Raw genomic sequence first — 24,687 nt, forward strand, 5'->3', positions numbered from 1 at the left:
CTGATACCCACACCGGCGCCCACTCCCAGGGCCGCCGAACACGAGAATACTCAACCCCCGGTCGGCCCTGCCCACCGGGGGTTTTGTTTTGGGCGCCGTACACCACCGACATCGATGAGGATTGCACCATGAACCACAGCACCTATTACCGTTACCAAAGCCTTGCCTGGCGATTTAGCCACTGCCGTTCGGGCCAGCCAGCCGCCTCCGACCGGTCGAGTACAGGTGGCACGCAAACACCGACACGAAATCGAACATCTCGCTAGGGCCGAAGGCGCGGGACCGAACCCGCCTTCCGCCCAAGGAAACCCGACCATGCAAGCGTCCACCCAAGCCCTGAACCTGTCCCAACCCCAGGCTGTCGCAGCCAACAGTAGCCTCAACCTGCGCCTGCCCAGCCCGTTTCAGCTCAAGCAGCAACTGCCCTTGTCCAGCGCCCTTGGCGGCCAGGTCGAACGCCATCGCCAGGCGGTGAAGGCGATTCTCGACGGTGAGGATGATCGCCTGCTGGTGATTGTCGGCCCCTGCTCGCTGCACGACCCCCACGCTGCCCTCGAATACGCCGAACGCCTGGCCGCCCTCTCCCGCCAGGTTGATGACCAGTTGTTGCTGGTGATGCGTGCCTATGTCGAAAAGCCTCGCACCACGGTGGGCTGGAAAGGCCTGGCATACGACCCGCACCTGGATGGCAGCGATGACATGCAGGGTGGCCTTGCGCTGTCTCGCCAGCTGATGCTGGGCATGCTCGAACGGGGCCTGCCGGTGGCCACCGAACTGCTGCAGCCGATGGCAGCAGGCTACTTCGATGACCTGCTGAGCTGGGCGGCCATCGGTGCACGCACCACCGAATCGCAGATTCACCGCGAGATGGTCAGCGGCCTGGGGCTGCCGGTCGGATTCAAGAATGGCACCGACGGCGGCGTGGGTATCGCCTGCGACGCCATCCGCAGTGCCGCGCATGCCCACCGCCACTTCGGGCTGGATGCCCAGGGGCATCCGGCGATCGTCGAGACCCTTGGCAATCCTGATACCCACCTGGTGCTGCGCGGCGGCCACCAGGGCCCCAACTACGATGCCGCCAGCCTGGAGCAGGCACGCCAGGGCCTGCACAAGGCCGGCATCCGCCCACGCCTGATGGTGGACTGCAGCCATGCCAACAGCGGCAAGGACCCACTGCGCCAACCTCAAGTGTTCAATCAGGTGCTGCAGCAACGCTTGCAGGGTGACCGCTCGATCATCGGCATGATGCTCGAAAGCCATTTGTTCGAGGGTTGCCAGGCACTGGGCAAGGCCCCCCTGCGCTACGGTGTATCGATCACCGATGGCTGCCTGGGCTGGGGGGCCACAGAAGCCTTGTTGAGCGAAGCGGCCATTAGCCAACGCGGGTAGACACCTGCCGCCCCGACGAGGGCGCTTCGGCCCCCCTCACATAGGCAGAATGTTAAGGGGCAGGCAGGTCAGACGTTCTGGTCCTGCCGGCCCAGCTTGACCAGGGGCAGTGGGTTGGCCGCTGTCGCGTCGATTACCGAAGGGCCTGATCGTTCGGGTCGTAGATGAACAGGCGTCCATCTGTGGGCATCGGGTGCAACTGAAGCAACGGCAAGGTACGGCCCGTATCGGCGAAGTAATCGGTCTGGAACCGCTTGCCACCTGCCAGGCCATCGCCCGCAAAGTAACTGGCCCTGCTGTAGAGCAGCGCCTCAAGCGGCAATCCAAGCGGCGCACCGGCGGGCCAGGCCGCTACAACCATTTCATTCCAGCCAAGGCCATCGTTGAGCTGTTGGCGGATCTCGTTGGCCACCCGAAATTGTTGCGCCGCCGGGGAGAACCAACAACCTGAGTATGGGCTGCCACGGAAGCGCGCCAACCATGCCGCTGCCGAATCGATCCCCGCTGAGGCGCAAGAAAGCCGGAAGTCGCACATATCGGCCCGCCCGCCAGTGCTACCATCGAAGGGGTACACGCACCGTAGAGACAAGGGTCTGGTCGCCGGTGCCGCTTCTTCACGTATCACCAGCCCCTGCGCCTTGTAGGTACGCAGCACCTTGCTGTCGGCGCGAAAATAACTGAAGGACACGCCATTGCCGCGTACCGAATTGGAGCTCGGGTTCCACGCACGGAAGTTGCCGACATCGGTCGTGCGCAGCAGTACACCACGGCAGTAGAAGGCGCCCCGATTGCCCCGGCAGGTGTCGTCGCCATTGCCGGTGTCGAGGTAGCGTGTGTTGAGCCGTGCCGCCACCCGGTAGCCATTGTCCAGTTGGTCTTGCTGACTGAAGCCGAAGACCTGCCCCTGCGGTTCGCCAAGCTGCAAGCGCAGTAGCGGCAGCCATGTACCGGTGGCCTGGAAGTAATCGCGTTGGCTGCTCTGGGCGCGCAACAGACTGCCGGCTTGCCCGGGGTCATAGAACACGCCCTGGATCGCGAGTTGCCCCGGCGCCTGCGCATTCCAGCCGTTCACCACCACCTCGCCCAGGTTGGCCGCTGGCTGGGTGGCCTGGTACGGCTTGCCGTGGGCCAGCGCCGTAAAGCGATCAAACAGCAAGAACCCCGCGCCCGAGCCCAATGTCGTCGGCACATGGTCTTTGCGCACAAAGATGAAGCGCATGTCGGTGCCTTCGGCGGCGTCAGGCACCCAGAACTTCTCGGCCTGGTTGGGCATCAGCGTGCGCAGCACGATGCCGCTGCAGGCAAAGGCAGGTGCGCGCCCCACGCACTGGGACGCGGTACTGGCGTGGCGCGCATTCAGCAGCGCGGCGGTTTGTGCACCCCCAAGGGCATACGCTGCACTCTGTACAAGACACAAGGTGCAGCCCAGGCACAGTGAACGCATCAGGTTCCTCATCGTCGACTCCTTGGCAGCGTGGCTGCGATCAGTGGATATCAGCTTGGATAGCCTGGTTCGTACTCGCCCGCCCGCCCCGAGAAGGCAGTGCCAGCAGAGGGTTTCAGGTACGATTGCTCACCTCACTCCGTAGCTCGCCGTGCTGCCACGCTTGTCGGTCGCAGTGAAGCCCCCTGGTTACCTCCATGCCCTATGCCTTGCGTTGTCACAGGTTCTGGTCCAGGGGGTCGAAGGTGAACACCTGGCCGTTGGCCGCCGTCAGATCGACCCGTAGCACAGGAATGACCTTGCCGGCCTGTTGGTAGTAATCGCGCTGGATGTACCGGGCACCGTTCAGCCCGCCACTGCCACGGATAAGGAATGCAGCCTCGAGTGTGAGCTGCGGGCCGATGTTCTGCGGCCAGGGCGCGATGATGATTTCGTTCCAGGCGCCGCCATGGGCACGCACTTCGATGTTCAACTCGAAGGCCGCAGCACTGGGGTCGAAGGCGCAACTGCTGACGGGGCTGGCACCATAGCGGCTGCGCCAGGCGCTGACACTGTTGATGTTCAGCGAGGCGCAGCTGGCCCGGCAGCTGTTGGGGATGGCGCTGCTACTGGCATTGGCCGGGTAGGCACAGCGCATTACCAGTGTCTGGCGTGCGGGTGCTGCAAGCTCGCGGTAGATGAGCCCTTCGGTACCGGCCAGGCGCTGCGTACCGACATCGGCACGTATGTAGGAGAACGACACGCCGTTGCGTGTCACGGAGTTGCTGCTGGGGTTCCATGCGTGAAAACCGGAGGCGCCATTCACTGCGCGGATCAGCACCCCGCGACAGTAGGCGGCTGCCTGCCCGTCGCGGCATCCGCTCAAGGCATCCCGATAGCGGTGCTCAAGGCGCTCGGCCACGCGCCTGCCATTGTAGAGCTGCTCTTGCTGCGCGAAGCCGAACACCTGTGCCTGCGGATCGCCAGGCGCAATCCGCAGGATCGGCAGCCAGAGGCCGGTGGCCTGGTAATAGGCCAACTGATTGCGTTGAGCACAGCGCAGGCCTCCGGCCTGCGCGCTGTCATGGAACAGTGCCTGGATGGCAAGCTGCGCCGGCGCCTGTGCCTGCCAGCCAGACACCAGGACCGCCCCGGGCGATACCGGGTCTTGCACAGCCTGAAAAGCCTTGCCGAGCGCTGCTGCGCTCAGACCATCGAACAGCAGGTAGCCGCACCCGAGCGCCAGGCCCGCCATGCTGCGGTCGTTGCGCAGGAAGACAAAACGCAGGTCGCTGCCGGCGACGTCCTTGAGCGTCCAGAAATCTGCGTTCGCACTCTGCGGTACGCTGCGCACCAGTACGCCGCTGCAGACGAAGGCAGGACTTCTGCCCACGCACTGTTCCGGCGTGCTGGTGAAGCGTGCATTGAGCCACTGCGCCGTGCGGGTGCCTTCCTGCGCGTGCACCGGCGCAAGGCAGGCGCACAGCGCCAGCACACCGCACAGTCTCAAGATGCCCATGTGCGTGCGCCTCACTTGAGCTGCTGCACAGCGGGGTCATAGGTGAAGGGCTGCCGATTGGCGGCCTGCACGTCCAGTTTGACCAGCGGTAGCCAGCGGTTGGTTTCCTTGAAGTAGTCCTGCTGGAACGACTGCCCCCCGGCCAGGCCGTTGGTACCCCCCACCTGCCCCAGGTAATGCGCAGTGGCGCTGAAGAAGAACGCTTCGATCGGCAATTGCGCTGCAATGTCCTGCGGCCAGGTAGGGACCATGATTTCATTCCAACCGGTTAGCCCCGGGACTTTCTGGCGAATCTCGACCATCAGTTGCAAGGCCGTGGCGTCGGCGCGGAACGCACAGCTTCTGTACCGATTGCCAGCAGTGGAGGCGGACCAGGTGGCGACGCTGTTCACGGGCGGTTGTTTTTCGTCGCACCAGCCACGAAAGGTGCAGGTGTTGGTTGACACCGCATCGTGCGTGGCGCCGTCGGCGACGTACAGGCATGCGGCAGGCAGGGTGTGTATTACAGGGGCGGCGGTTTCGCGAATCAGATAGCCTTGCGGCCACACCACCACCTTGATGGCCATGTCACTGCGCAGGTAGCTGAAGGACACGCCGCCGTTCTTCAGCGCACGGGGGGCCGGATTCCAGGCCTTGAAGTTGCCCGTGCCTGTCGAGCGCAACAGCACCCCGTTGCAATCGAACCCGGAGCGGCCGCTGATACAGGCAGGCCGGGTGTCGGCGTAACGCTGGTTGAGGCGCCGGGTGACCCTGTAGCCATTGTCCAGCTGATCCTGCTGGCTGAAACCGAACACCAGACCATTGCCATCGCCCAGGTGCAGGCGCACCACCGGCAACCACTGGGCCGTGGCGTCGAAGTAGGCGCGCTGGCTGCGTTGGGCTGCCGCCAGGGCACCGGCCCGGGTGACGTCGTAGAAGATGGCCTGGATGGGCAATTGCGCGGGCACCTGGGCATTCCAGGTACTGACCACCACGCCACCGGCACTGCTGTCGGCCTGATACGGCTTGCCCAGGCCCACGGCCGTCAGCCGGTCGAACAGCACGAACCCCGAAGGTGCTGCCAGCCCGTCAAAGGCGCGGTCCTTGCGCAGAAAAACCAGTTGCGCGGCATCGTCTTTCTTCCAGAACGTTTCGACGTCGCTGGCTGGCACTGCGCGTAGCAACACGCCGCTGCAGGCAAAGGCCGGTGCGCGTCCTAAGCACTGTGCCGGTGTGCTGCTGTAGCGCGCATTCAACTGCATCGCTACCTGCGGGCTCCCGACGGCATGGGCGCTGCCCAGCAAAACGCACAATGCGATGCCACAAATCAGTTTGCTCGCAACGTTCATACAGGTCGCCTCCCATGGCGCGCCGCTGTTCAACGAATGCCGGCCGGGTAGCCCAGCTCATACTCTGTCGTGACTTCGGAACTGACCAGGTTGTCGTAGAGGTCCAGGTACACGGCCGTCTGTGCGCCCAACCCTATGCCCCACACCCGGTACGGAGCCAGGTTCAGTGCCTCGGCGAGGCTGTTGGCCGGCGATGGGTAGAGCCGTGCCAGCGCCTCGAAATCCTCGTTGCTCGGCAGGGTGTAGCCCTCGTCGCGGGCCTTGGCCTGCGCCTGTGCCCAGGTGGATCGATACGCCGAGCTGAGCAGGCGCAGCTCACGCACGCCGCGCACACTGAGCACGTAGCTGGAACTGGCCCCTGCCGCGTTCTGCGCAGTGACGGTGATGTCGCCATTGCCCCATACCGAGACCTGTCCATCGGGATCGACCCTGGCAATGCCCGTGTTGTCCACGCTATAGCCGGTGGCCCCTGGCTGTGCACGGGTGTAGCGGGCATAGTCGGGGATGGTCGGTGGCGTCCTGGCCAGGTTGTGCTCGTCGAAGAACACGACATAGCGTCGGCTGGCCAGGTTGAGTGCCTGTGCAGCAGTGAAGCCTTCCTTGATCAGCAGGGTGACCACGCCCGATCTGCGCGGCGCCGAGCGCGGCGCCTGCGCGGTGTAGTAGACCTGCAGGGTCTTGCCGACATTGGCGTCGACATAGCGCTTTTCGATCGGCAAGGTGACGGGTTTGCCGGCATTGCGCGCCGAGATCGGCCAACTGATCGTGGTGATCGCCTGGCCTTGCGCATCGGCAAGGTAGATCGTCAAGGTGGTCTGGAACGCCAGTACTACCGCGTTATTGTTATCAACCCCCTGGACGGTGATGTTCAGCCCCGTGGCCGGTACCTTTTCAGGGTCCAGCTCGGCGCCCTGCAAGGCTGCCACTTCGGGCAGGCGAAGGGTGGGGTCCGGAGGTTGGGTAGTGTCTGCATGCGCATTGAACATGCTCGCGCAAACGCATAACACCAGTGCCGCATAGGTACGTCTGATTGCGTCCATCAACGGTTGCTCCTGCCGTGGAGTCAGTGGGGCTGGCTGATGCCCATCGCGTAGCCTTTCTGGCTTGGGCTGGCACTGCTTACCTGCAGCGTTGCCAGGTCCAGGTAGGTGGGCGAGCCGTTCGTATCAGTAGCACCCAGAAAGCCTTTTTCCGTCATGTTCGGCAGGCCCAGGTTCTGCGCCTTCAGATAGCCCGCGAGGTCGTCTTTTGCCGCCGCGTACACAGCGCTGAAGCGACTGAAGTCGTCGGCTGTCGGCACGTCCAGGCCATAGCTGGTGGCGGCTAGTGCGGCGCCTGGGGCCTGCAGCTCGTGGTCGTAGCTCAACAGGTACAACCCCCTGACCCCTCGGACCGTCAGTGTGTAGCTGCCGACCGAGGCACCGGCAGCGTCCAGTGCGGTAATGGTGACCGGCGGATCCTCTGCATTGCCCAGCAGGCTGACCTTGCCGCTGCTGTCGACACGGGCAACGTTGATGTCGCTGCTTTCGTAGTTGACGGCTTGTGCGTTGGTGCGGGTGAACTGTGCGTAGTCAGGCACTTCTGGCGGCGGGCTGGGCACCTCGGCGGCGGTGCGGAACACGATGTAGTTGCGGCCGCTGAGGTCGACTGTCAGGGGCGCAGCGAAGTTCGCCTTGATGGTGAGTGTCAGTACCTGCGACTTCACCCCGTCGACCTCGTAATACACGCGCAGTTGTTGGCCCTCACGGCCAAGCAATATGCTTTTCGCAATATTTTCCCACACCGCCAGTCGGTCGTTGTTCGGGGTGGGCCTTACCTCGTCGTAGAGCACCTTGTTCTGCTCGTCGAGCACAAACAGCTTCAGCACTTTGTTGTGCCAGCTGGCACTTCTTTGTACCTCTGCACGGGTGAATTCACCCACTGTACCGAGGTCGAGTGCCCCTTCGCTGACGTCGTTCATCTTTGGCACGGTGTAGTCGGTCATGTCGTCAAACTCCCGCAGGTAGGCAACCGGCGCCAGGCAGCGCCGATTGCAGGGTCATATCGCTCAAAGGCCTCAGGCGCCTGGCGCGCCAGCCCATTCGCCGTCGGCCTCGGCATTGACATCTACCCGGTGGCCGGTGGTCACCTTGTTGCGCAGCGCCGCCTGCACCGCCGCACTGTCGCCACCGCCCTGCGGTTGGCCCCACGTCACCACGCGCCCGTCTGACGTCAATGCGGCGAAGCCGTTGGAGTTGGCGTACACCGCACGCACATGTTTCAGTTGGTCGGACACCCGGCTGATATCGCCGCCGGCTTCAGAACGCCCCCAGACCGCCACGGTGCCGTCGCTGCACAGGGCGGCGAACGCCCATGCGCTGCCGGTGACTTGAATGACATTGCGCAGGTTGGCCACAGGCTGTGGCACGTTGCCGCCGTTGTTCGCGTTGCCCCAGGCCACCACCGAACCGTTCCTGCGCCGGGCACAGAAGGCATGCCAGGTGCTGGTGACCTCCACGATGTCAGTCAGACCTGCAATTTCTTGCGGCACCGAGCCGCCATGGCTGCCAGCCCCCCAGGCCACTACCTGGCCGGTGGCACGCAAGGCGCTGAATGCCTGGGCCGTAGCCCCCTCAAGGGTGACGATATCGGTCAACTGGGCGATTGCATCCGGTACCGTGCCGCCATATCCGGCATTGCCCCAGGCAACGACACGATTGTTGGTGCGCCGTGCGGCAAAGGCGGCAAAGTTGCCCTTGACGTAGTAGATGTCCTTGAGGTCGGCGATATCGTTGGGCAAGCTGCCGCCGTTGGCGGCACTGCCCCAGGCTACCAGCGAACCGTCGGCACGCTGCGCTGCAAAAGCGCTGCCGGCACCGTAGACAGCGGTGAAATCCGTCAGGTTGAGGATCCCCGGCGGAATGGTCGCGCCCTCGGGCCCCACACCCCAGGCAATGAGGCGGCCGTCGGCTTTGCGTCCGACAAACGCCCTGGCATTGCTGCGCACTTCGACGAAATTTCCGGTTTCACCTTTAGGCATGGAACCGCCCTCGCCCGCCTGGCCCCAGCACTGCACAGTGCCATTGGTCATGCGTGCGGCATACGCGCTGCGCGTGCAACTGACTTCAGCGATGTCGTCGCGGGTCTGCAATGTCGGCGGAATAGCTGCCCCGTAGGCAATACTGCCCCAGCCGACGATATCGCGCTCCCCCCCTGAGCGTTCGTTGCGCAGGGCGACAAACGCTGCACTGCCATTGACCGCGGCGTCGATTCCGTTGCCAATGATGTTGGCCGGGTTGAGCTGCACCTCATCGGTTTGCGTGCGCACGCGCAGCGCCTTCCAGGGCTGCTTGTCCATCCAGGTAGTGCCTGCGGTCCAGGTGGGCTCGTCCAGGTAACGCCATTCGGCGAGGATCGGCTGCAGGCTTTGCGCATTGAATGCGCTCAGAATTCGCGAGGTACTGGAGGCGCGGTAGGTGCTCGCGCCGTAGCGGGCGCCGAAAATACGCAGGTTGCCGCTGCCTATCACACGGTTTACGAAATAGCTGTTGGACGGCGAGCGTTCCTCCGGGCCGCCGCTGCTACGCTGCAGCGTGTATTCGAGCTTGATCGTGGTGCGATTGCTGGCGTTGATCGTGGCATAGGGTACCGACACGTCGAGGGCCTTGCCCTCGTCGCCCGCCGTTACCACGATCGTGCGGTTGAAGTTGCCTGCCGGCAGCTCGCTGTACACCCGTACGGTCACCCTGTCACCGCGCAGCAATCTGGCCACGGTGTCGATCCGATACGTTGCACCATTGCGTACATCGTCCGGGTTCAGCTGGTTGTTGGCGGTCGCCTGCACGAATATCGGCAGCGGCAGCGCCGCACGCTGTACCCGCAGCGTGACGGTGCCGGACGTCTGCTCGCGGCCATCGAAGCGGTACACCACGTACTTGACCCGTACATTGGCATCGATGTTGGCCAGTACGAACCGTGCATCGATAGACTGCTTAAGCTCACGTGTCTGATCTTCCAGTATGTACAGGGTGACGCTCGTCGAGCCTTGGGGGGCATCGCCATCCCAGAGCAGTTCCACTTCATCGCCAAGTTTGAGCTGGGCCTCGGCTGGGATCGTGACCACTGCATCGCCCACAGGGCGCAGCGTGCCATTGACCGCGCCCTCCACCACCGGGTCGGGCAGCAGGAACTGGCGCTCTTTGCGACGCAACGAAAGCATGGCAGACACGCGAGTCGGCTGGCGGTCTTCGATGACCTGGTAGTACACATCGGCTGCCACTGTCAGGTAGTTGCTCCATTTGGCGTGCTCGAAGGTGAACGTCACTTGCTTGTCGAGATTGTTCTTGGTCACCTTCATCAGATCGTCGAAGAAGGTACCGCCCGCGTCGGACCACACCACCCTGATGGTCTGGTCGAGTTTCATTCCGGTGTACGGCTCGATGATCACATCGACGCTGGCGAGGACATCAGGATCCAGTTCACCGTCTTGTGCCTGCGGGCAACGGGGTGCCGGCAGTTCCAACTGCGCCACGCCCACTTGCAGCGTGAGAGCCTGTGATTCCAGAGGGCGCCCCAGGCCCTGCCGGCTTACGGTGTAGCTGACTTCGAGCGAACCGCCGCTGAGCGGCTGAATGTTCTGCGGCCCGTTCACGGCAAACGAGATGTCTTTTCCTGCGCTGGCGCTGGTGACCGTTTTGGCGTCCTTGTAGAGCAACGTGCTGCCATCGGAACCGGTGCCTCGCCAGGTGATCTCGATGAAGTCGTCCTTCTCCAGCTGGGCCGCTGCCGGTACCACCACGGTCGCCGTTGCCAGTGTGGCCTCCAGCACGCCGTCGACCGCTTCGGTCACTTGCGGGCTTGGCAGCTTGACGGCGGCGCCGATAAAGTTTGCACCCACACGCCGGGAGGTCTGTTCCTTGCCATTGACAGGCTTTCGGGTGAACCAGGTTCTGCCAAAACCCCGCGCCAGCATCTGCACGTGGGCATAGGGAATCTTGAATACCAATATCCGGGGGCTGCTCAACGTTTGCGAGTACTTCAGGGCAATGATCTGGCCTTGCGCCGTGGTGCCTACCCAGTACAGGGTAATCTCATCCCTTGCCTTGAAGCCGAACACCGACAGCGCCGCCACTTGTACTTCCAGGCCATCTTGCGCCACCAGCGCCACATCGATCGGGTCGCCCTCCACGGCTTGCGAGTCTGGGTTGACGATGATGGGCGGCAACAGTTTGTTGGGGTCGATCGATACCTCGATGTAACCGCGCAATGACCAGTCGCTTGCGGGATTGAACACTTCGTCCCAGATCCAGTACACAAGCACCAGCTTTTCGCTGTCGCCGGCCTCGTAGATGAGCTCGGCATCCACCTCGATGACGAGGTCGTTGCCCACCTCGTCAGGTTGCACGATGTACTCGACGATCGAGCCGCCCCAACTCAGGCGAATTGTGTCGTACTCGCGCATGTTCGGGTACGCCGGTACGGTGACTTCCACGCCATACAGCTCGCCATCAAGGAAGTCCTTGATGTCTTCTTCACCCACCACGCCACCGATTGGAGGGCTGGTCAGAAACGGTGGCAGCAACTTGTAGTGCCCGGCGCGATCGGGTTCAGGGTCGTTTCCGCCGGGGTACTTGAGGCGTGCCAGTACCTTGAGCACCAGCGAAGACTCCTTGTTGGTGGAGCCTGCACGCGTGATCACGTAGTAGAGGTCGTGCACGCCCTCCAGCACCTTTTTGGCCGGGATGTAGGTTTCGATGTTCTGGCCGAGCTGTTCCTCGCGGACACTGACCTTCACCGCCGCGATGTTGCTGGTGCCATAGAACACCTCGATCAGATCCCCCGCCAGCATGTTCGGATACGGCTGCACGAATACCTGCATTCCGCGCACCGAATTGACCATCCCCTTGTTCACGCCAACCTGGGCGCCTTCGGTGTATACCGGGGTGATGTAACCTGGAATGTAGATGCGTCGCAGGGCCAGGGTGCCGGCTGCAAATCCTCCGAATGCCGGCGGCCCTCCCACTATGGCATTGAACAGGTCGATCATCGTTTGCAAGCCCGATTGGGTCCCGGGGACAATCAAGTTGTTCGTCATGAAGTTTTCTCCAATCCAGGAAGCCCGAAAGGTATGAACGGGGGAATGGGCTGGAAATGATTCAAAGGCAAAATGTACGAGGCGCACAACTGACACAAATACCAGGTGCCCGGCCAAGGCACGTGCGCACAGGGGGAGGAAATCGCGCGCCGATTGCGCTAGGCTGCACCTTTACTCACCAGGAGCATTCTCCATGGCAAAAGCCACCGCCCGTCACATCCTTGTCGCCAGCGAAGACAAGTGCAACGAACTCAAGGCACAGATCGAAGCCGGCGCCGACTTCGCCGAAATCGCCAAGGCCAACTCCACCTGCCCCTCCAGCCGCCAGGGCGGTGACCTGGGCTCGTTCGGCCCCGGCCAGATGGTCAAGGAGTTCGACACCGTGGTGTTCAGCGCACCGGTGAACACTGTTCAAGGCCCGGTGAAGACCCAGTTCGGCTATCACCTGCTGGAAGTGACCAGCCGCCAGGACTGATCGGCCTTGGCCGCATCTGCCGGCCGTGTCGAGGGTCGGCCCGCTCCTGTGAGAGCGGGCTTGACCCGCATTGTGCTGTTCGCCCTTGCCCCGCTGCTGTTTCTGCTGCCTCCCTGGCAAACCCTGATCGCCGCCCCCAGCCACGCCCTCACCGTCTATGGTGAAGCCCCCCGCTACCGCGCCTCGTTCAGCCATTTCGACTACGTCAACCCGCAAGCCCCGAAAGGTGGAAGCCTGCGTCGCTCGGCGCTGGAAATCGGCGGTTTCGACCATGTGCTGCCCTACATCGACAAGGGCACCGGGGTCAGCGAGGTGGACGGCTGGCTGTATGCACCGCTGGCCATTCGGTCACTGGACGAGCCCTATACCGTGTACGGCCTGATCGCGCAAAAGCTCGAGCGCAGCGCCGATGGGCTGTGGCTGCGCTTCTACATCGACCCGCGTGCGCGTTTTGCCGATGGCCGCCCAGTGCGTGCCGAGGATGTGCGCTTCACCTACCAACTGCTGCTGCGTGAAGGCAACCTCAAGTACCGCACGCAGTTTGCCGACGTGGCTGCTGTGGTGGTCGAGACGCCCCTGCAGGTACGCTTCGACTTCAAGAACAATCAGAACCGTACCCTGGCCCTGGACCTGGCGTCGCTGCCGGTATTGCCCGAGCACGCGCTCGACCAGGATGCATTCACCAACGGCGGCGGCTTCCAGGCGCTGGTGGGTAGCGGCCCGTACCGCATCGCACGGGTCGACAACGGGCGCAGCATCACCTTCGAGCGCAACCGCGACTGGTGGGCACGGGACCTGCCGGTCAATCGTGGGCGCTACAACTTCGACCAGCTGAAGATCGAGTATTTCGGCGACACCGACGTGGCGCGCCAGGTGCTGCGCGGTGGCGGTTACGATTACAACCGCGAGTTCTCCGCCACCGGGTATTCGATCGGCTACAACGGCCCGGCCCTGGACGACGGGCGCCTGCAACGTGCGCACCTGGCCCGAGGGGCGCCGCAGAACGCCCAGGGCTATGTGTTCAACCTGCAGCGCCCGATGTTCCAGGACCGGCGCGTGCGCCAGGCGCTGGGCCTGCTGTGGGATTTCGAATGGAGCAACCGGCAGATGATGCGCAACCTGTACATCCGCCAGCAGAGCTTTTTCGCCAACAGTGCGCTGGCCGCCCGCGCCCTGCCCGACCGCGCAGAGCTCGCCCTGCTCGAACCCCTGCGTGCCCAGGTGCCGGCCGAGGTATTCGACCGGGTGTTCGAGGCGCCGCGCACCGACGGCTCGGGGCTGATCCGTGACAAGCAGCTGCAAGCCCTCGCTCTGCTGCAGCAGGCCGGCTGGCGCCCGCAGGGCGATCAGCTGATCAATGCCCGGGGCGAACCGCTGAGCTTTACCTTCCTCAATGGCCAGTCGGGCCTGGAGCGCCTGCTGCTGCCGTGGAAACGCAACCTGGCGCAGATCGGCATCACCCTGGACATACGCCGCATCGACGCGGCCCAGTACGTCAACCGGCTGATGGCCCGTGACTACGACATGATCGTCACTGGCTACCCGGTGTCGCCCTCGCCCGGGCCGGAGCTTTACAGCTACTTCGGCTCGGCGGCGGCTACCGACCCTGGCTCGAACAACTACATGGCCCTGCAGGACCCGGCGGTGGACAGCCTGATCGACGGCCTGGTCAAGGCCGCGAGCCCGGCCGACATGCTGCGCCATGCCCATGCGCTGGACCGGGTGCTGCAATGGAACTACTACTGGATCCCCAATTACTACCCGCCCGGCGCCTCCACGGTGTGGTGGAACCGCTTCGGCATCCCCAGGGTGCAAGCCAGCAATGACCCGGCGCTGGACACCTGGTGGGAGGTCAGCCCCACCCCGCTGACCACGGCGCAGATGGCCGAGCGCCTGGAGGCTGCGCCATGACTGCGTACATCCTGCGCCGGCTGCTGCTGATACTGCCCACCCTGCTGATCATTCTGCTGGTGAACTTCGTGATCATCCAGGCGGCACCGGGCGGCCCGGTAGAACAGGCCGTGGCGCGCCTGCAGGGTATCGGCGGCGGTGCGCCGGGGGCCGGCAGCGACACGCTGCACAGCGACTCGCGGGCCAGCCGCGGGCTGGACCCCAAACTGCTGGAGACCATCAGACGCCAGTACGGCTTCGACAAGCCGGCCCACGAGCGGCTGTGGCTGATGCTCACTCGCTACGCCCAGCTGGATTTCGGCAGCAGCTTCTTTCGCGGTGCCAAGGTCACCGATCTGATCCTGGACAAGTTGCCGGTCACCCTCTCACTGGGCCTATGGGCCACCCTGATCACATACCTGGTGTCGATCCCGCTGGGCATCCGCAAGGCCATCCGCCACGGCAGCGCTTTCGATGCCTGGAGCAGTGCGCTGATCGTGATCGGCTACGCGCTGCCAGCGTTTCTGTTCGGACTGTTGCTGATCGTGCTGTTTGCCGGTGGGACCTCGCTCAACTGGTTTCCGGTGCGCGGGCTGGTGTCGGAGAACTTTGCCGAGCTGAGCCTGGCCGGCAAGCTGGCCGACTATTTCTGGCACCTGGTGCTGCCGGTGGGCTCGCTGGTGATCGGCGGTTTCGCCACCCTCACCCTGCTGACCAAGAACGCCTTCCTCAACGAGATCACCCGCCAGTACGTGGTCACCGCGCGGGCCAAGGGCCTGAGCGAGCGTCGGGTGCTGTACGGGCATGTGTTTCGCAACGCGATGCTGCTGGTGGTGGCGGGCATTCCCCAGGCGCTGATCACGGTGTTCTTCGCAGGCTCGCTGCTGATCGAAGTGATCTTCTCGCTCGACGGCCTGGGCCGCATGAGCTACGAGGCGGCCGTGTCGCGGGATTACCCGGTGGTGTTCGGTTCGCTGTTCATCTTCACCCTGTTCGGCCTGTTGATCCGCCTGCTGGGCGACCTGTGCTACACCCTGGTCGACCCGCGTATCGACTTTGCCACGAGGCAGCACTGATGCGGCGCCTGTCGCCGTTGTCCAGGCGCCGGCTGGCGAATTTTCGGCGCAATCGCCGCGGCTGGTTCTCGCTGTGGGCGTTCGGGCTGCTGTTGCTGCTCAGCCTGGGGGCGGAGCTGGTGGCCAACGACAAGCCGCTGCTGCTGGGCTACCAGGGCAGCCTGTACTTCCCCGCCTTCAAGCGCTACACCGAACAGCAGTTCGGCGGCCAGTTGCCGTTCCAGCCCGACTACCGCAGCCAGTACGTGCGCCAGCTGATCGAGGGCCAGGGTGGCTGGATGCTGTTTGCCCCGATCCCCTTCAGCGCCGACACCCCCAACTACGACCTGCAGGTACCCACCCCCAGCCCACCCACCGCCACCAACTGGCTGGGCACCGACGACCAGGCGCGCGACGTGCTGGCGCGGGTGCTGTACGGCACCCGTGTGTCGATACTGTTCGCCCTGCTGCTGACCGCCATCAGCACCGTGATCGGCGTGGCCGCCGGCGCCCTGCAGGGCTACCACGGCGGCTGGGTGGACCTGATCGGCCAGCGCCTGCTGGAAGTGTGGTCGGGGCTGCCGGTGCTGTACCTGCTGATCATTCTCAGTGGTTTTGTGGAACCCGGCTTCTGGTGGCTGCTGGGAATCATGGCGCTGTTTTCATGGCTGGCACTGGTGGACGTGGTGCGCGCGGAGTTCCTGCGCGGGCGCAACCTGGAATACGTGCAGGCCGCCAGGGCGCTGGGCCTGCCCGACCGGCTGGTGATCGTGCGGCACATTCTGCCCAATGCGATGAACGCCACCCTCACCTACCTTCCGTTCATTCTCACCGGGGCCATCTCGACCCTCACTGCACTGGATTTTCTCGGTTTCGGCATGCCTGCCGGCAGCGCCTCCCTGGGCGAGCTGGTGAACCAGGGCAAACAGAACCTGCAGGCGCCATGGCTGGGGTTTACCGCATTCTTCGCCCTGGCGTTGATCCTTTCGCTGCTGGTGTTCATCGGCGACGCATTGCGCGAGGCGTTCGATCCACGGGCATAATCGCAGCCTCATTACGGCGGAGCGGCCCATGCAAGACAGTGACAGCCTCAAGGACTACCAGCGCGTGCGCCAACTGGCGATCCGCTCGCTGTTCGAGATCATCGAGCAATCCAGCGAGGGCACGATCATCGTCGATCGCGATGCACGAATCGTGTGGATGAACCAGCGCTACGCACGGCGCTTTGGCCTGGAGGACGCCAGTGCCGCGATTGGTCAGCCGTGTGAAAGCGTGATCCCCGGCAGCCAGATGCGCGACGTGATCACCCAGGGCCGGCCGATTCTGCTGGACATGCTCGACACGCCCAAGGAGCCGCTGGTGGTGATGCGCCTGCCGATCCACGATGCCGAGGGCGCGGTAATGGGCGCCATCGGCTTTGCCCTGTTCGATGAGTTGCACAGCCTTTCGCCGCTGCTCAAGCGCTATGCGAGCATGCAGCAGGAACTGGCCTCGACCCGCTCGCTGCTGCGTGCGCGCCAGGCCAAGTACAGCTTTGCGCAGTTCATCGGTACCAGCGCCGCAAGCCTTGAGGTCAAACGCCGCGCGCGGCGTGGGGCCAGCAGCGATTCGCCGGTGCTGCTACTGGGTGAGACCGGCACGGGCAAGGAGTTGCTCGCCCATGCCATCCACGCCGCCTCGCCCCGCGCCCACAAGCCGTTTGTCAGCATCAACAGCGCCGCTATCCCGCACGATCTGCTGGAGGCCGAATTCTTCGGCACCGCGCCGGGTGCGTTCACTGGCGCCGACCGCAAGGGCCGGCCGGGCAAGCTGCAGGTGGCCGAAGGCGGCACGCTGTTTCTCGATGAGATCGGCGACATGCCGCTGGCGCTGCAAAGCAAACTGCTGCGCGTGCTGCAGGAAAAGGAATACGAGCCGGTGGGTTCCAACCAGATGCTGCAGAGCGATGTGCGGGTGATTGCTGCCACTTCGCGCGACCTTTCGGCAGCGATGGCCCGCGGGGAGTTTCGCGCCGACCTGTATTACCGCCTGAACGTGCTGCCGATCGAGGTGCCGCCATTGCGTGCCCGGCTCGATGACCTGCCGGCGTTGAGCGAGGCGATTCTGGAGGAGCTGGGCAGCCGCCATGAGCTGCAGGCACCGGCCCAGGCGCTGCTGGCCCGACATGCCTGGCCGGGCAACATTCGCGAGCTGCGCAACGTGTTGGAGCGGGCCACGCTGATGGCTGACCAGCAGCAACTGACTGCCGCCCAGGTGCAATCGGCATTGGGCCCGTTGACGCCCCTTACAGTCGACACCGACCCCATAACCGACTACAGGCAGGCGTGCGAAGCATTCGAGCGCCAGTTGCTGGAAAACGCCCTCGCCCGCTGCGCCGGGAATGTGCCGCAGGCCGCACGTGAGCTGGGGTTGGGGCGTTCGACGCTGTACAAGAAGCTGGCGGCTCTGGGGATCAAGTCTCAATAGAGAGACTTGCATCTCAACCTGGAGACGGCCTTGCTGATGAATCGGCACAACGCGGTCATAGACCTGTTTGCGCGGTGTGTCAGGCAGTCCGCATATGCAGGTTTTGCTGGCGCTGCGCACCAGATCGCGGGGCAAGGCCCGCTCCTACGGCCTGCCGGCCAGAGGCGTAGGAGCCGGCGTTGCCGGCGAACGAGCGCGAAGCGGTCGTAGACCCTGACTGCGCGATGTATCAGGCAGATCGCATATGCAGGTTTTACTGGCGCTGCGCACCAGATCGCGGGCAAGGCCCGCTCCTACGGCCTGGCGGCCAGAGGCGTAGGAGCCGGCCTTGCCGGCGAACGAGCGCGAAGCGGTCGTAAAACCAGAGTGCACGGGGTGTCAGGCAGACCCCATATGCTGGTTTTACTGGCGCTGCGCACCAGATCGCGGGCAAGGCCCGCTCCTACGGCCTGCCGGCCAGAGGCGTAGGAGCCGGCCTTGCCGGCGAACGAGCGCGAAGCGGTCGTAAAACTAGGGTGCACGGGGTGTCATGCAGACCCCGTGTGCAGATCCCCATGCGCTGCAAGCGCACGCACGCCACCGCCAGTCTCAAACCAGAGACAATCATTCGATAAATTCCACTGGAATTAGTATTTATCCATATAAATCAATAGCTTATTAACATGGCACGGTCTTCGCTAAGGGCTGCATCCCAACAAAAACAAGATGCACCCAAGGAGACACTCAATGAGTGTGATCATTGCCCTGGCAGCCCTGGCGCTGCTGATGCTGGCGGCCTACCGTGGCTACAGCGTGATTCTTTTTGCCCCCATCGCCGCCCTCGGCGCGATGCTGCTTACCGACCCTTCCGCCGTCGCGCCCGCCTTCACCGGGGTGTTCATGGAAAAGATGGTCGGGTTCATCAAGCTCTATTTCCCGGTATTCCTGCTCGGCGCCGTGTTCGGCAAGCTGATCGAGCTCTCGGGTTTCTCGCGCTCGATCGTGGCTGCCGCCATTCGCCTGCTAGGCACACGCCAGGCCATGCTGGTGATCGTACTGGTGTGCGCGCTGCTCACCTATGGCGGGGTGTCGCTGTTCGTGGTGGTGTTCGCGGTGTACCCGTTCGCCGCCGAGATGTTTCGCCAGAGCGATATCCCCAAACGTCTGATACCAGCCACCATTGCCCTGGGTGCGTTCTCGTTCACCATGGACGCCCTGCCGGGCACCCCGCAGATCCAGAACATCATCCCCAGCACCTTCTTCAACACCACCGCCTGGGCCGCGCCTTGGCTTGGCGTGATCGGTACGCTGTTCGTGTTCTGCACCGGGATGCTGTACCTGCAGCGCCAGCGCAACAAGGCGCAGCGCGCCGGTGAAGGCTACGGCAGCGACTTGCGCAACGAGCCCGAAACCGCCGCCGACCTGACCCTGCCGCACCCGCTGCTGGCGTTGTCGCCACTGCTGCTGGTGGGGGTGATGAACCTGCTGTTCACCCACTGGATCCCGGCGTGGTACGGCAAGACCCACAGCCTGAGCCTGCCCGGCATGAGCGCCCCGGTACAGACCGAGATCGCCAAGCTGACGGCCATCTGGGCGGTCGAGGCCGCCCTGCTGCTGGGCATCCTGCTGGTGCTGGTCAGCGCCTTCGGCGCCATCCGCACACGCCTGGCAGAGGGCAGCAAGAGCGCGGTCAACGGTGCCCTGCTGGCGGCGATGAACACGGCGTCGGAATACGGTTTCGGCGCTGTGATCGCGTCGCTGCCAGGCTTTCTGGTATTGGCCGATGCGCTGCGCAACATTCCCAACCCGCTGGTCAACGAAGCCATCACCGTGACCCTGCTGGCCGGCATCACCGGCTCGGCATCCGGCGGCATGAGCATTGCGCTGGCGGCCATGGCCGACAGTTTCATCAGTGCGGCGCACGCGGCGAACATTCCGCTGGAGGTGCTGCACCGAGTGGCCGCGATGGCCAGCGGCGGCATGGACACCCTGCCGCACAACGGCGCGGTGATCACCCTGCTGGCGGTGACCGGCCTGACCCACCGCGAAGCCTACAAGGACATCTTCGGCATCACCCTGATCAAGACCCTGGCAGTCTTCGTGGTGATCGCTACCTTCTACGCTACAGGCATTGTCTAAGGAGACTTCCATGAGCCTTGCAGGAAAAGTCGCACTGGTTACCGGTTCCACCAGTGGCATCGGCCTGGGTATCGCCCAGGCATTGGCCGGCGCTGGCGCCGATGTGATTCTCAACGGCTTCGGCGACGCCAGTGCAGCGCTTGCCGAGGTGGGCCGGCATGGCACCCGGGTGGGGCACCACGCGGCAGACCTTGGCAGCGTGGAGCAACTGAACGACCTGTTTGCCTATGCCGAACGCGAGTTCGGCGGGGTCGATATCCTGGTCAACAACGCCGGCATCCAGCATGTCGCCCCGGTGGAGGCGTTCCCGGTGGAACGCTGGGACGCGATCATCGCGCTCAACCTTTCGGCGGTGTTTCACAGCACCCGCCTGGCACTGCCCGGCATGCGCCAGCGCAACTGGGGGCGGGTGATCAACATCGCCTCGGTGCACGGGCAGGTCGGCTCGGTAGGCAAGGCCGCCTATGTGGCGGCCAAGCACGGGGTGGTCGGGCTGACCAAGGTGGTGGGCCTGGAGACCGCCACCAGCAACGTGACCTGCAACGCCATCTGCCCCGGCTGGGTGCTCACCCCGCTGGTACAGAAGCAGATCGACGATCGCATCGCCAGCGGGGTCGACCCGCAGCAGGCCCAGCAGGACCTGCTGGCCGAAAAGCAGCCCTCGCACGCCTTCGTCACACCGCAACACCTGGGCGAGCTGGTATTGTTTCTGTGTAGCGAAGCCGGCAGCCAGGTACGCGGCGCCGCCTGGAACATCGATGGCGGCTGGCTGGCCCAGTAGCCATCGGCCTGGGGCGCAGGTACCGCTGGCCGGCTACGACTGTCATTTTCAAACCGCAAGGAGCTTTTATGCGACCGCTTTCCCTGACCGCCCTGTTCATGCTGCCCCTGGCTTTCAGCGCCCCTGTTCTCGCAGCCAGCCTCAAGGATGTGGCCCCTTATCCCGAAGCCGAAAACGGTTTTGTGCGCCAGGTGATCCACCTGCCCGAGCAGAAAGACGAGTCGGCATTCAAGGTCGAGGTACTGGCCGGCAAGACCCTCAAGGTGGACTGCAACCTGCAGCGCCTGGGTGGCAACCTCGAAGAAAAGACCCTCGAAGGCTGGGGCTATAGTTACTACCGGCTGGACAAGGTGATGGGCCCTGTCTCTACCCTGATGGGCTGCCCCGACAACAAGAAGGCCGACGCCTTCGTGCCGGTGGTCGGCGATGGTTTCCTGCTGCGCTACAACAGCAAGTTGCCGGTGGTGGTCTACACCCCCAAGGACGTGGAAGTGCGCTATCGCATCTGGTCGGCTTCCAGCGAGGTGAAACGCGCCACGGTGGAGTAACCCGCCAAGCGTGGGTTCGGGGCACGGCGCGCCAAGCCGCCCTGCCCCGAATCAGGCATAATCGCCGGTTTTACCCGTAACAGAGGCAACATGAAAGCACAGGCCCGTCACATCCTGGTCAAGACCGCCGAAGAGGCCGAACAGCTCAAGCAGCGCATCGCCAAGGGCGAAGCCTTCGATGTGCTGGCGAAAAAGTACTCCACCTGCCCGTCGGGCAAACGCGGCGGCGACCTGGGCGAAGTACGCCCGGGACAGATGGTGGGCGCCATCGACCAGGTGATTTTCAAGAAGCCGTTGCGGGTAGTACACGGCCCGATCAAGAGCAAATTCGGTTACCACCTGGTGCAGGTGTTCTACCGCGATTGAGCCCTCTGCCCTGATCGACAGGCGTGCCATCGGTCAGGCGTTTTTGCGCCAATGTGCACATTTCCGATGACCACCTATCATTTCTGCCAGTTGCGACCGCCGTCGCAGCCCTGTATCGCTTGGGCCGATCGCTAGCCCAAGGAGGACGAAATGAGCCCGCCCAGCCGCGTTGCCCTGGCGTGCCTGCCGTTGCTGGGCCCGTGGGCCCTGACAAGTCAGGCGGACTGCACCTTCGCCCCTACCGGCGGCAACGATCGTTATGTCTGCGACAGCGGCATTGGCACCTCCCTTGTCGACCCTGGCGGTGACAACACGCTGATACTGCCGGCCGGGGGCAGCGGCACCCTCGCCGGCAGCGTGACCTTCGGCCCCGGCGCCGACCGCGTCGAGATGGCGTCGGGTATCATCACCGGCGTGCTCGATCAGGGCGCGGGCATCGACACCTTCATCATGACAGGCGGGCAGTTGCAGGCCTTGCAGCAGGGCAACGGCCGCGACCTGTTCCAGATGAGCGGCGGACGCATCATCGGCGCTTTCGAAGATGGCGATGTGGCCTACATGAGCGGCGGGCGCATCGGGCGCGTCGACATGAAGCTGGACCGCAACCTGTTCGACATGTCCGGCGGCATCATCGACGCCAACCTGGTCACAGGCTTTGACCGCGACACGGTCATCGTCAGTGGCGGACGCATCGGCGGCAACATCAGCGTCAGCGGCGGCGACGACAGCGTGACCATCAGCGGTGGCGAGGTGGTGGGCAATGTGCTGCTCAGCTTCGGCGACGACAGCTTCACCTGGCGCGACGACGGCATCGTGCGCGGTGCGGTGCTGATGGGCGACGGCAGCGACCAGGCGCTGCTGGCCAACCTCGACGAAAGCCGCCTGGGGCTGGTGCGCCAGGTGGACGGCGGCCTGGGCAGCGACAGCCTGGTACTGGACCGTACCCGCAGCAGCCTGGGCGCGCGCTATACCGGTTGGGAGCGCATGGCCCTGACCAACGCCTCGGTCTTCAACCTGGATGACCACCTGGTTCTTGGAGACCAGGGCACGGGTACCGGCACCTTGCTGATCGATGCCACCAGCCAGCTGGTGGCGCGCACCGGCCAGGTGACGGCGTTTGCCGGCGGCACACCGGTGAGCGTGAACAACGCCGGGCTCATCGACCTCAGCAGCGGCGCCAATGCACTGGGCCGCCTGACCCTCGGCGGCAATTACGCAGGCAGCAACGGCGTGCTCAAGGTCGACAGCGTGCTCGAAGGCGACGGCGCCGCCTCCGACCGGCTGGTGGTCAACCAGGGCTCGCTGGCCGGCAGCACTGCCCTTCAGGTGAACAACCTGGGCGGCAGCGGCGCGCTGACAGCGGCCGATGGCATCCAGGTGGTCGAGGCCGGCCCTGGCACCACCAGCACCAGCACGGCGTTCAGCCTTGGCCAGCCCTTGTCGGCCGGGGCCTACCAGTACTACCTGTTCAAGGGCGGGGTCAGCGCCGGCAGCGAGAACAGCTGGTACCTGCGCTCGAGCGTGGTCGCGCCCCCGGTATCGGCGCCGCCCCTGCCCGGCCAGCCACCGCCACCGGTGGTGCCGGCGCCCGTGGCCGCCCCGGGTACCCCGCCACTGCCCACCCCGGTCGCCGGGCAGGCCATCGTGCTGTACCGCGCCGAAGTGCCGGTGTACGCGGTGGCCAGCCGCGCCGCGGCCATCATCAGCCTGTCGACCCTGGGCACCTTCCACCAGCGCCAGGGCGAGCAACGCCTGCTCGACGAACAAGGCCCGGTGGCCGCCGGGTGGGCCCGCACCTTTGGCGAGCACCTGCGCCAGCAGTGGTCCGGCACGGTGTCGCCAAGCCTGGACGGCAACCTGAGCGGTTTCGAGGTGGGCCATGACCTGTATGCGACGCACACCGACGGCGGTTATCGCCAGCACGCCGGGGTGTATGTCAGCCATAGCCGGCTCGATGGCGATGTCAAAGGCTTCGCGCTGGGTTTCGAAGACAATGCTGTGGGCGATGTTCGCCTCGATGGCGACAGTGTCGGCGCCTACTGGACGCTGATCGGTCCCGGGCAGTGGTACGTGGACACAGTGCTGCAGTACACCGATCTGGACGGCCGCGCCCGTTCCGATCGCGGCGTGAAGCTCGATCTGGATGGGCATGCCCTGGCGGCCTCGGTGGAGGCCGGCTATCCGCTGGCATTGAGCGCGCGCTGGGTGGTCGAGCCCCAGGTGCAGGTGATCGCCCGCAAGGTCGACTTCGATACGCGCAGCGATGGCATTTCAACGGTCACCCAGGACAGCCAGACCAACTGGACCGGTCGCGTTGGCGCACGAATCAAGGGCAGCTACCTGGCCGGCAGCGTGCCGCTCGAGCCCTACCTGCGCAGCAATGTATGGCGCAGCAGTGGCGGGCGCGACACCCTGCGGTTCGACGGGGGCGAGCCGATCAGGACTGATCAGGCCGCCACCTGGATGGACGTGGGCGCCGGCCTGGACGCCCGGCTGAGCCCCGCCGTGGCGGTGTACGGCGCAATGACCTACAGCGCCAACCTTGATAGCCGCCAGCAGGAATCGATTGGCGGCACCCTGGGGCTGCGCATCAGCTGGTAGGGCTCAGGCCCGGCGTGCGGCGAGCAGGCCGAACCCCGCCAGGCCCAGCAACGATGCGCTGACCCGGTTGAACAGCCGACGCGGTGCAGGCTGGTTGAACCAGCGCTGCATGTACGCCCCCAGCCAGCCGTAGATGGCGATGGCCAGCCACTCCAGTACCAGGAACATCGCCCCCAGCACGGCGAACTGCTCGGCCACCGGGGTGGCGCTTGTCACACTGACGAACTGGGGCAGGAACGCGGTGAAGATCAGGATGGCCTTGGGGTTGCCCGCCGCCACCAGGAACTCCTGACGCGCCAGGCGCAGGGTACCCACGCCGCGTGCACCGACCTGCGCAGCCTCGCCGACCGGTGCGCGCCACAACTGCCAGGCGATGTAGAACAGGTAGCCGGCGCCCAGCACCTTGACCAGCAGGAACAGGTATTCACTGGTATGCAGCACCACCGCCAGGCCCATGGCGGCCAGTACGATCATGCCGGCAAACGCCAGCAGGCGGCCGGCGCCAGCCAGGCAGGCCGTGCGCAGGCCGTAGCGGCTGGCGTTGTTCAGCGACAGCAGGTTGTTGGGGCCAGGGGCCATGTTCAGGGCGAAACAGGCCGGGATGAATAACGCGAGGGTGGTCAGGTCCATGAGGGGCTCCGGTGGCTGGGGCAAC

18 protein-coding genes are annotated in these 24,687 nt (G+C 64.6%); 11 read left to right on the forward strand and 7 right to left on the reverse strand.

Annotation, left to right across the window (positions count from 1 at the left end):
• Positions 1-315 precede the first annotated feature (315 nt).
• Positions 316-1,389, forward strand: a complete 1,074-nt coding sequence (locus NP552_RS01550) for a 3-deoxy-7-phosphoheptulonate synthase (RefSeq protein ID WP_274096324.1) — start codon at positions 316-318, stop codon at positions 1,387-1,389.
• Between the two features lie 133 nt (positions 1,390-1,522).
• Here NP552_RS01550 and NP552_RS01555 read toward each other — a convergent pair whose 3' ends face one another.
• From NP552_RS01555 to NP552_RS01580, 6 genes are all read right to left on the reverse strand, one after another.
• Positions 1,523-2,677, reverse strand: a complete 1,155-nt coding sequence (locus NP552_RS01555) for a hypothetical protein (protein ID WP_274096325.1) — start codon at positions 2,675-2,677, stop codon at positions 1,523-1,525.
• A 373-nt stretch (positions 2,678-3,050) separates the two neighbouring features.
• Positions 3,051-4,331, reverse strand: a complete 1,281-nt coding sequence (locus tag NP552_RS01560; RefSeq protein ID WP_274096326.1) for a hypothetical protein — start codon at positions 4,329-4,331, stop codon at positions 3,051-3,053.
• A gap of 11 nt (positions 4,332-4,342) precedes the next feature.
• A complete protein-coding gene (locus tag NP552_RS01565) occupies positions 4,343-5,572 on the reverse strand; it encodes a hypothetical protein (protein WP_274096327.1) in 1,230 nt (409 codons plus the stop codon).
• Between the two features lie 116 nt (positions 5,573-5,688).
• Positions 5,689-6,699 (reverse strand): hypothetical protein, encoded by a 1,011-nt coding sequence (locus tag NP552_RS01570; protein WP_104572441.1) that lies wholly within the window; start codon positions 6,697-6,699, stop codon positions 5,689-5,691.
• Between the two features lie 23 nt (positions 6,700-6,722).
• On the reverse strand, positions 6,723-7,643 hold the full coding sequence (locus NP552_RS01575; RefSeq protein WP_274096328.1) for a hypothetical protein: 921 nt from the start codon (positions 7,641-7,643) through the stop codon (positions 6,723-6,725).
• A 72-nt stretch (positions 7,644-7,715) separates the two neighbouring features.
• Positions 7,716-11,819, reverse strand: coding sequence for an RCC1 domain-containing protein (locus tag NP552_RS01580; RefSeq protein ID WP_274096329.1), 4,104 nt, complete (start codon positions 11,817-11,819; stop codon positions 7,716-7,718).
• Between the two features lie 106 nt (positions 11,820-11,925).
• On the opposite strand from NP552_RS01580, the gene NP552_RS01585 reads away from it, so the two are divergent.
• The 10 genes from NP552_RS01585 (at position 11,926) to NP552_RS01630 (ending at position 24,032) form a co-directional block, all read left to right on the forward strand.
• Complete coding sequence (locus NP552_RS01585; protein ID WP_043860171.1) at positions 11,926-12,207, forward strand: peptidylprolyl isomerase; 282 nt, start codon at positions 11,926-11,928, stop codon at positions 12,205-12,207.
• A 69-nt stretch (positions 12,208-12,276) separates the two neighbouring features.
• Positions 12,277-14,118 carry an extracellular solute-binding protein gene (locus tag NP552_RS01590; protein WP_229590259.1) on the forward strand — a complete coding sequence of 614 codons (1,842 nt, stop codon included), beginning with the start codon at positions 12,277-12,279 and terminating at the stop codon, positions 14,116-14,118.
• Positions 14,115-15,173, forward strand: coding sequence for a microcin C ABC transporter permease YejB (locus tag NP552_RS01595; RefSeq protein ID WP_210015312.1), 1,059 nt, complete (start codon positions 14,115-14,117; stop codon positions 15,171-15,173). Before NP552_RS01590 ends, NP552_RS01595 begins: the two co-directional genes overlap by 4 nt.
• Entirely contained in the window at positions 15,173-16,195 is a 1,023-nt protein-coding gene (locus NP552_RS01600; RefSeq protein WP_058540165.1) for an ABC transporter permease, read from the forward strand. Before NP552_RS01595 ends, NP552_RS01600 begins: the two co-directional genes overlap by 1 nt.
• A gap of 28 nt (positions 16,196-16,223) precedes the next feature.
• Positions 16,224-17,618, forward strand: coding sequence for a sigma-54 interaction domain-containing protein (locus NP552_RS01605; protein WP_058540164.1), 1,395 nt, complete (start codon positions 16,224-16,226; stop codon positions 17,616-17,618).
• A 726-nt stretch (positions 17,619-18,344) separates the two neighbouring features.
• Positions 18,345-19,736, forward strand: coding sequence for a GntP family permease (locus tag NP552_RS01610; RefSeq protein WP_123752667.1), 1,392 nt, complete (start codon positions 18,345-18,347; stop codon positions 19,734-19,736).
• 10 nt (positions 19,737-19,746) lie between these two features.
• Positions 19,747-20,517: a 3-hydroxybutyrate dehydrogenase gene (hbdH, locus tag NP552_RS01615; RefSeq protein WP_043861492.1), complete on the forward strand. Its 771-nt coding sequence runs from the start codon at positions 19,747-19,749 to the stop codon at positions 20,515-20,517.
• 68 nt (positions 20,518-20,585) lie between these two features.
• Positions 20,586-21,065 (forward strand): serine protease inhibitor ecotin, encoded by a 480-nt coding sequence (eco, locus tag NP552_RS01620; RefSeq protein WP_274096330.1) that lies wholly within the window; start codon positions 20,586-20,588, stop codon positions 21,063-21,065.
• Between the two features lie 90 nt (positions 21,066-21,155).
• Entirely contained in the window at positions 21,156-21,431 is a 276-nt protein-coding gene (locus NP552_RS01625) for a peptidylprolyl isomerase (protein ID WP_038611202.1), read from the forward strand.
• 150 nt (positions 21,432-21,581) lie between these two features.
• Complete coding sequence (locus tag NP552_RS01630; RefSeq protein WP_274096331.1) at positions 21,582-24,032, forward strand: autotransporter family protein; 2,451 nt, start codon at positions 21,582-21,584, stop codon at positions 24,030-24,032.
• Positions 24,033-24,035: 3 nt separating this feature from the next.
• Here NP552_RS01630 and NP552_RS01635 read toward each other — a convergent pair whose 3' ends face one another.
• On the reverse strand, positions 24,036-24,662 hold the full coding sequence (locus NP552_RS01635) for a LysE family translocator (protein WP_043861489.1): 627 nt from the start codon (positions 24,660-24,662) through the stop codon (positions 24,036-24,038).
• Positions 24,663-24,687: the final 25 nt, after the last annotated feature.

Source organism: Pseudomonas sp. 8209, from assembly GCF_028682105.1.
Lineage (GTDB): Bacteria > Pseudomonadota > Gammaproteobacteria > Pseudomonadales > Pseudomonadaceae > Aquipseudomonas > Aquipseudomonas palmensis.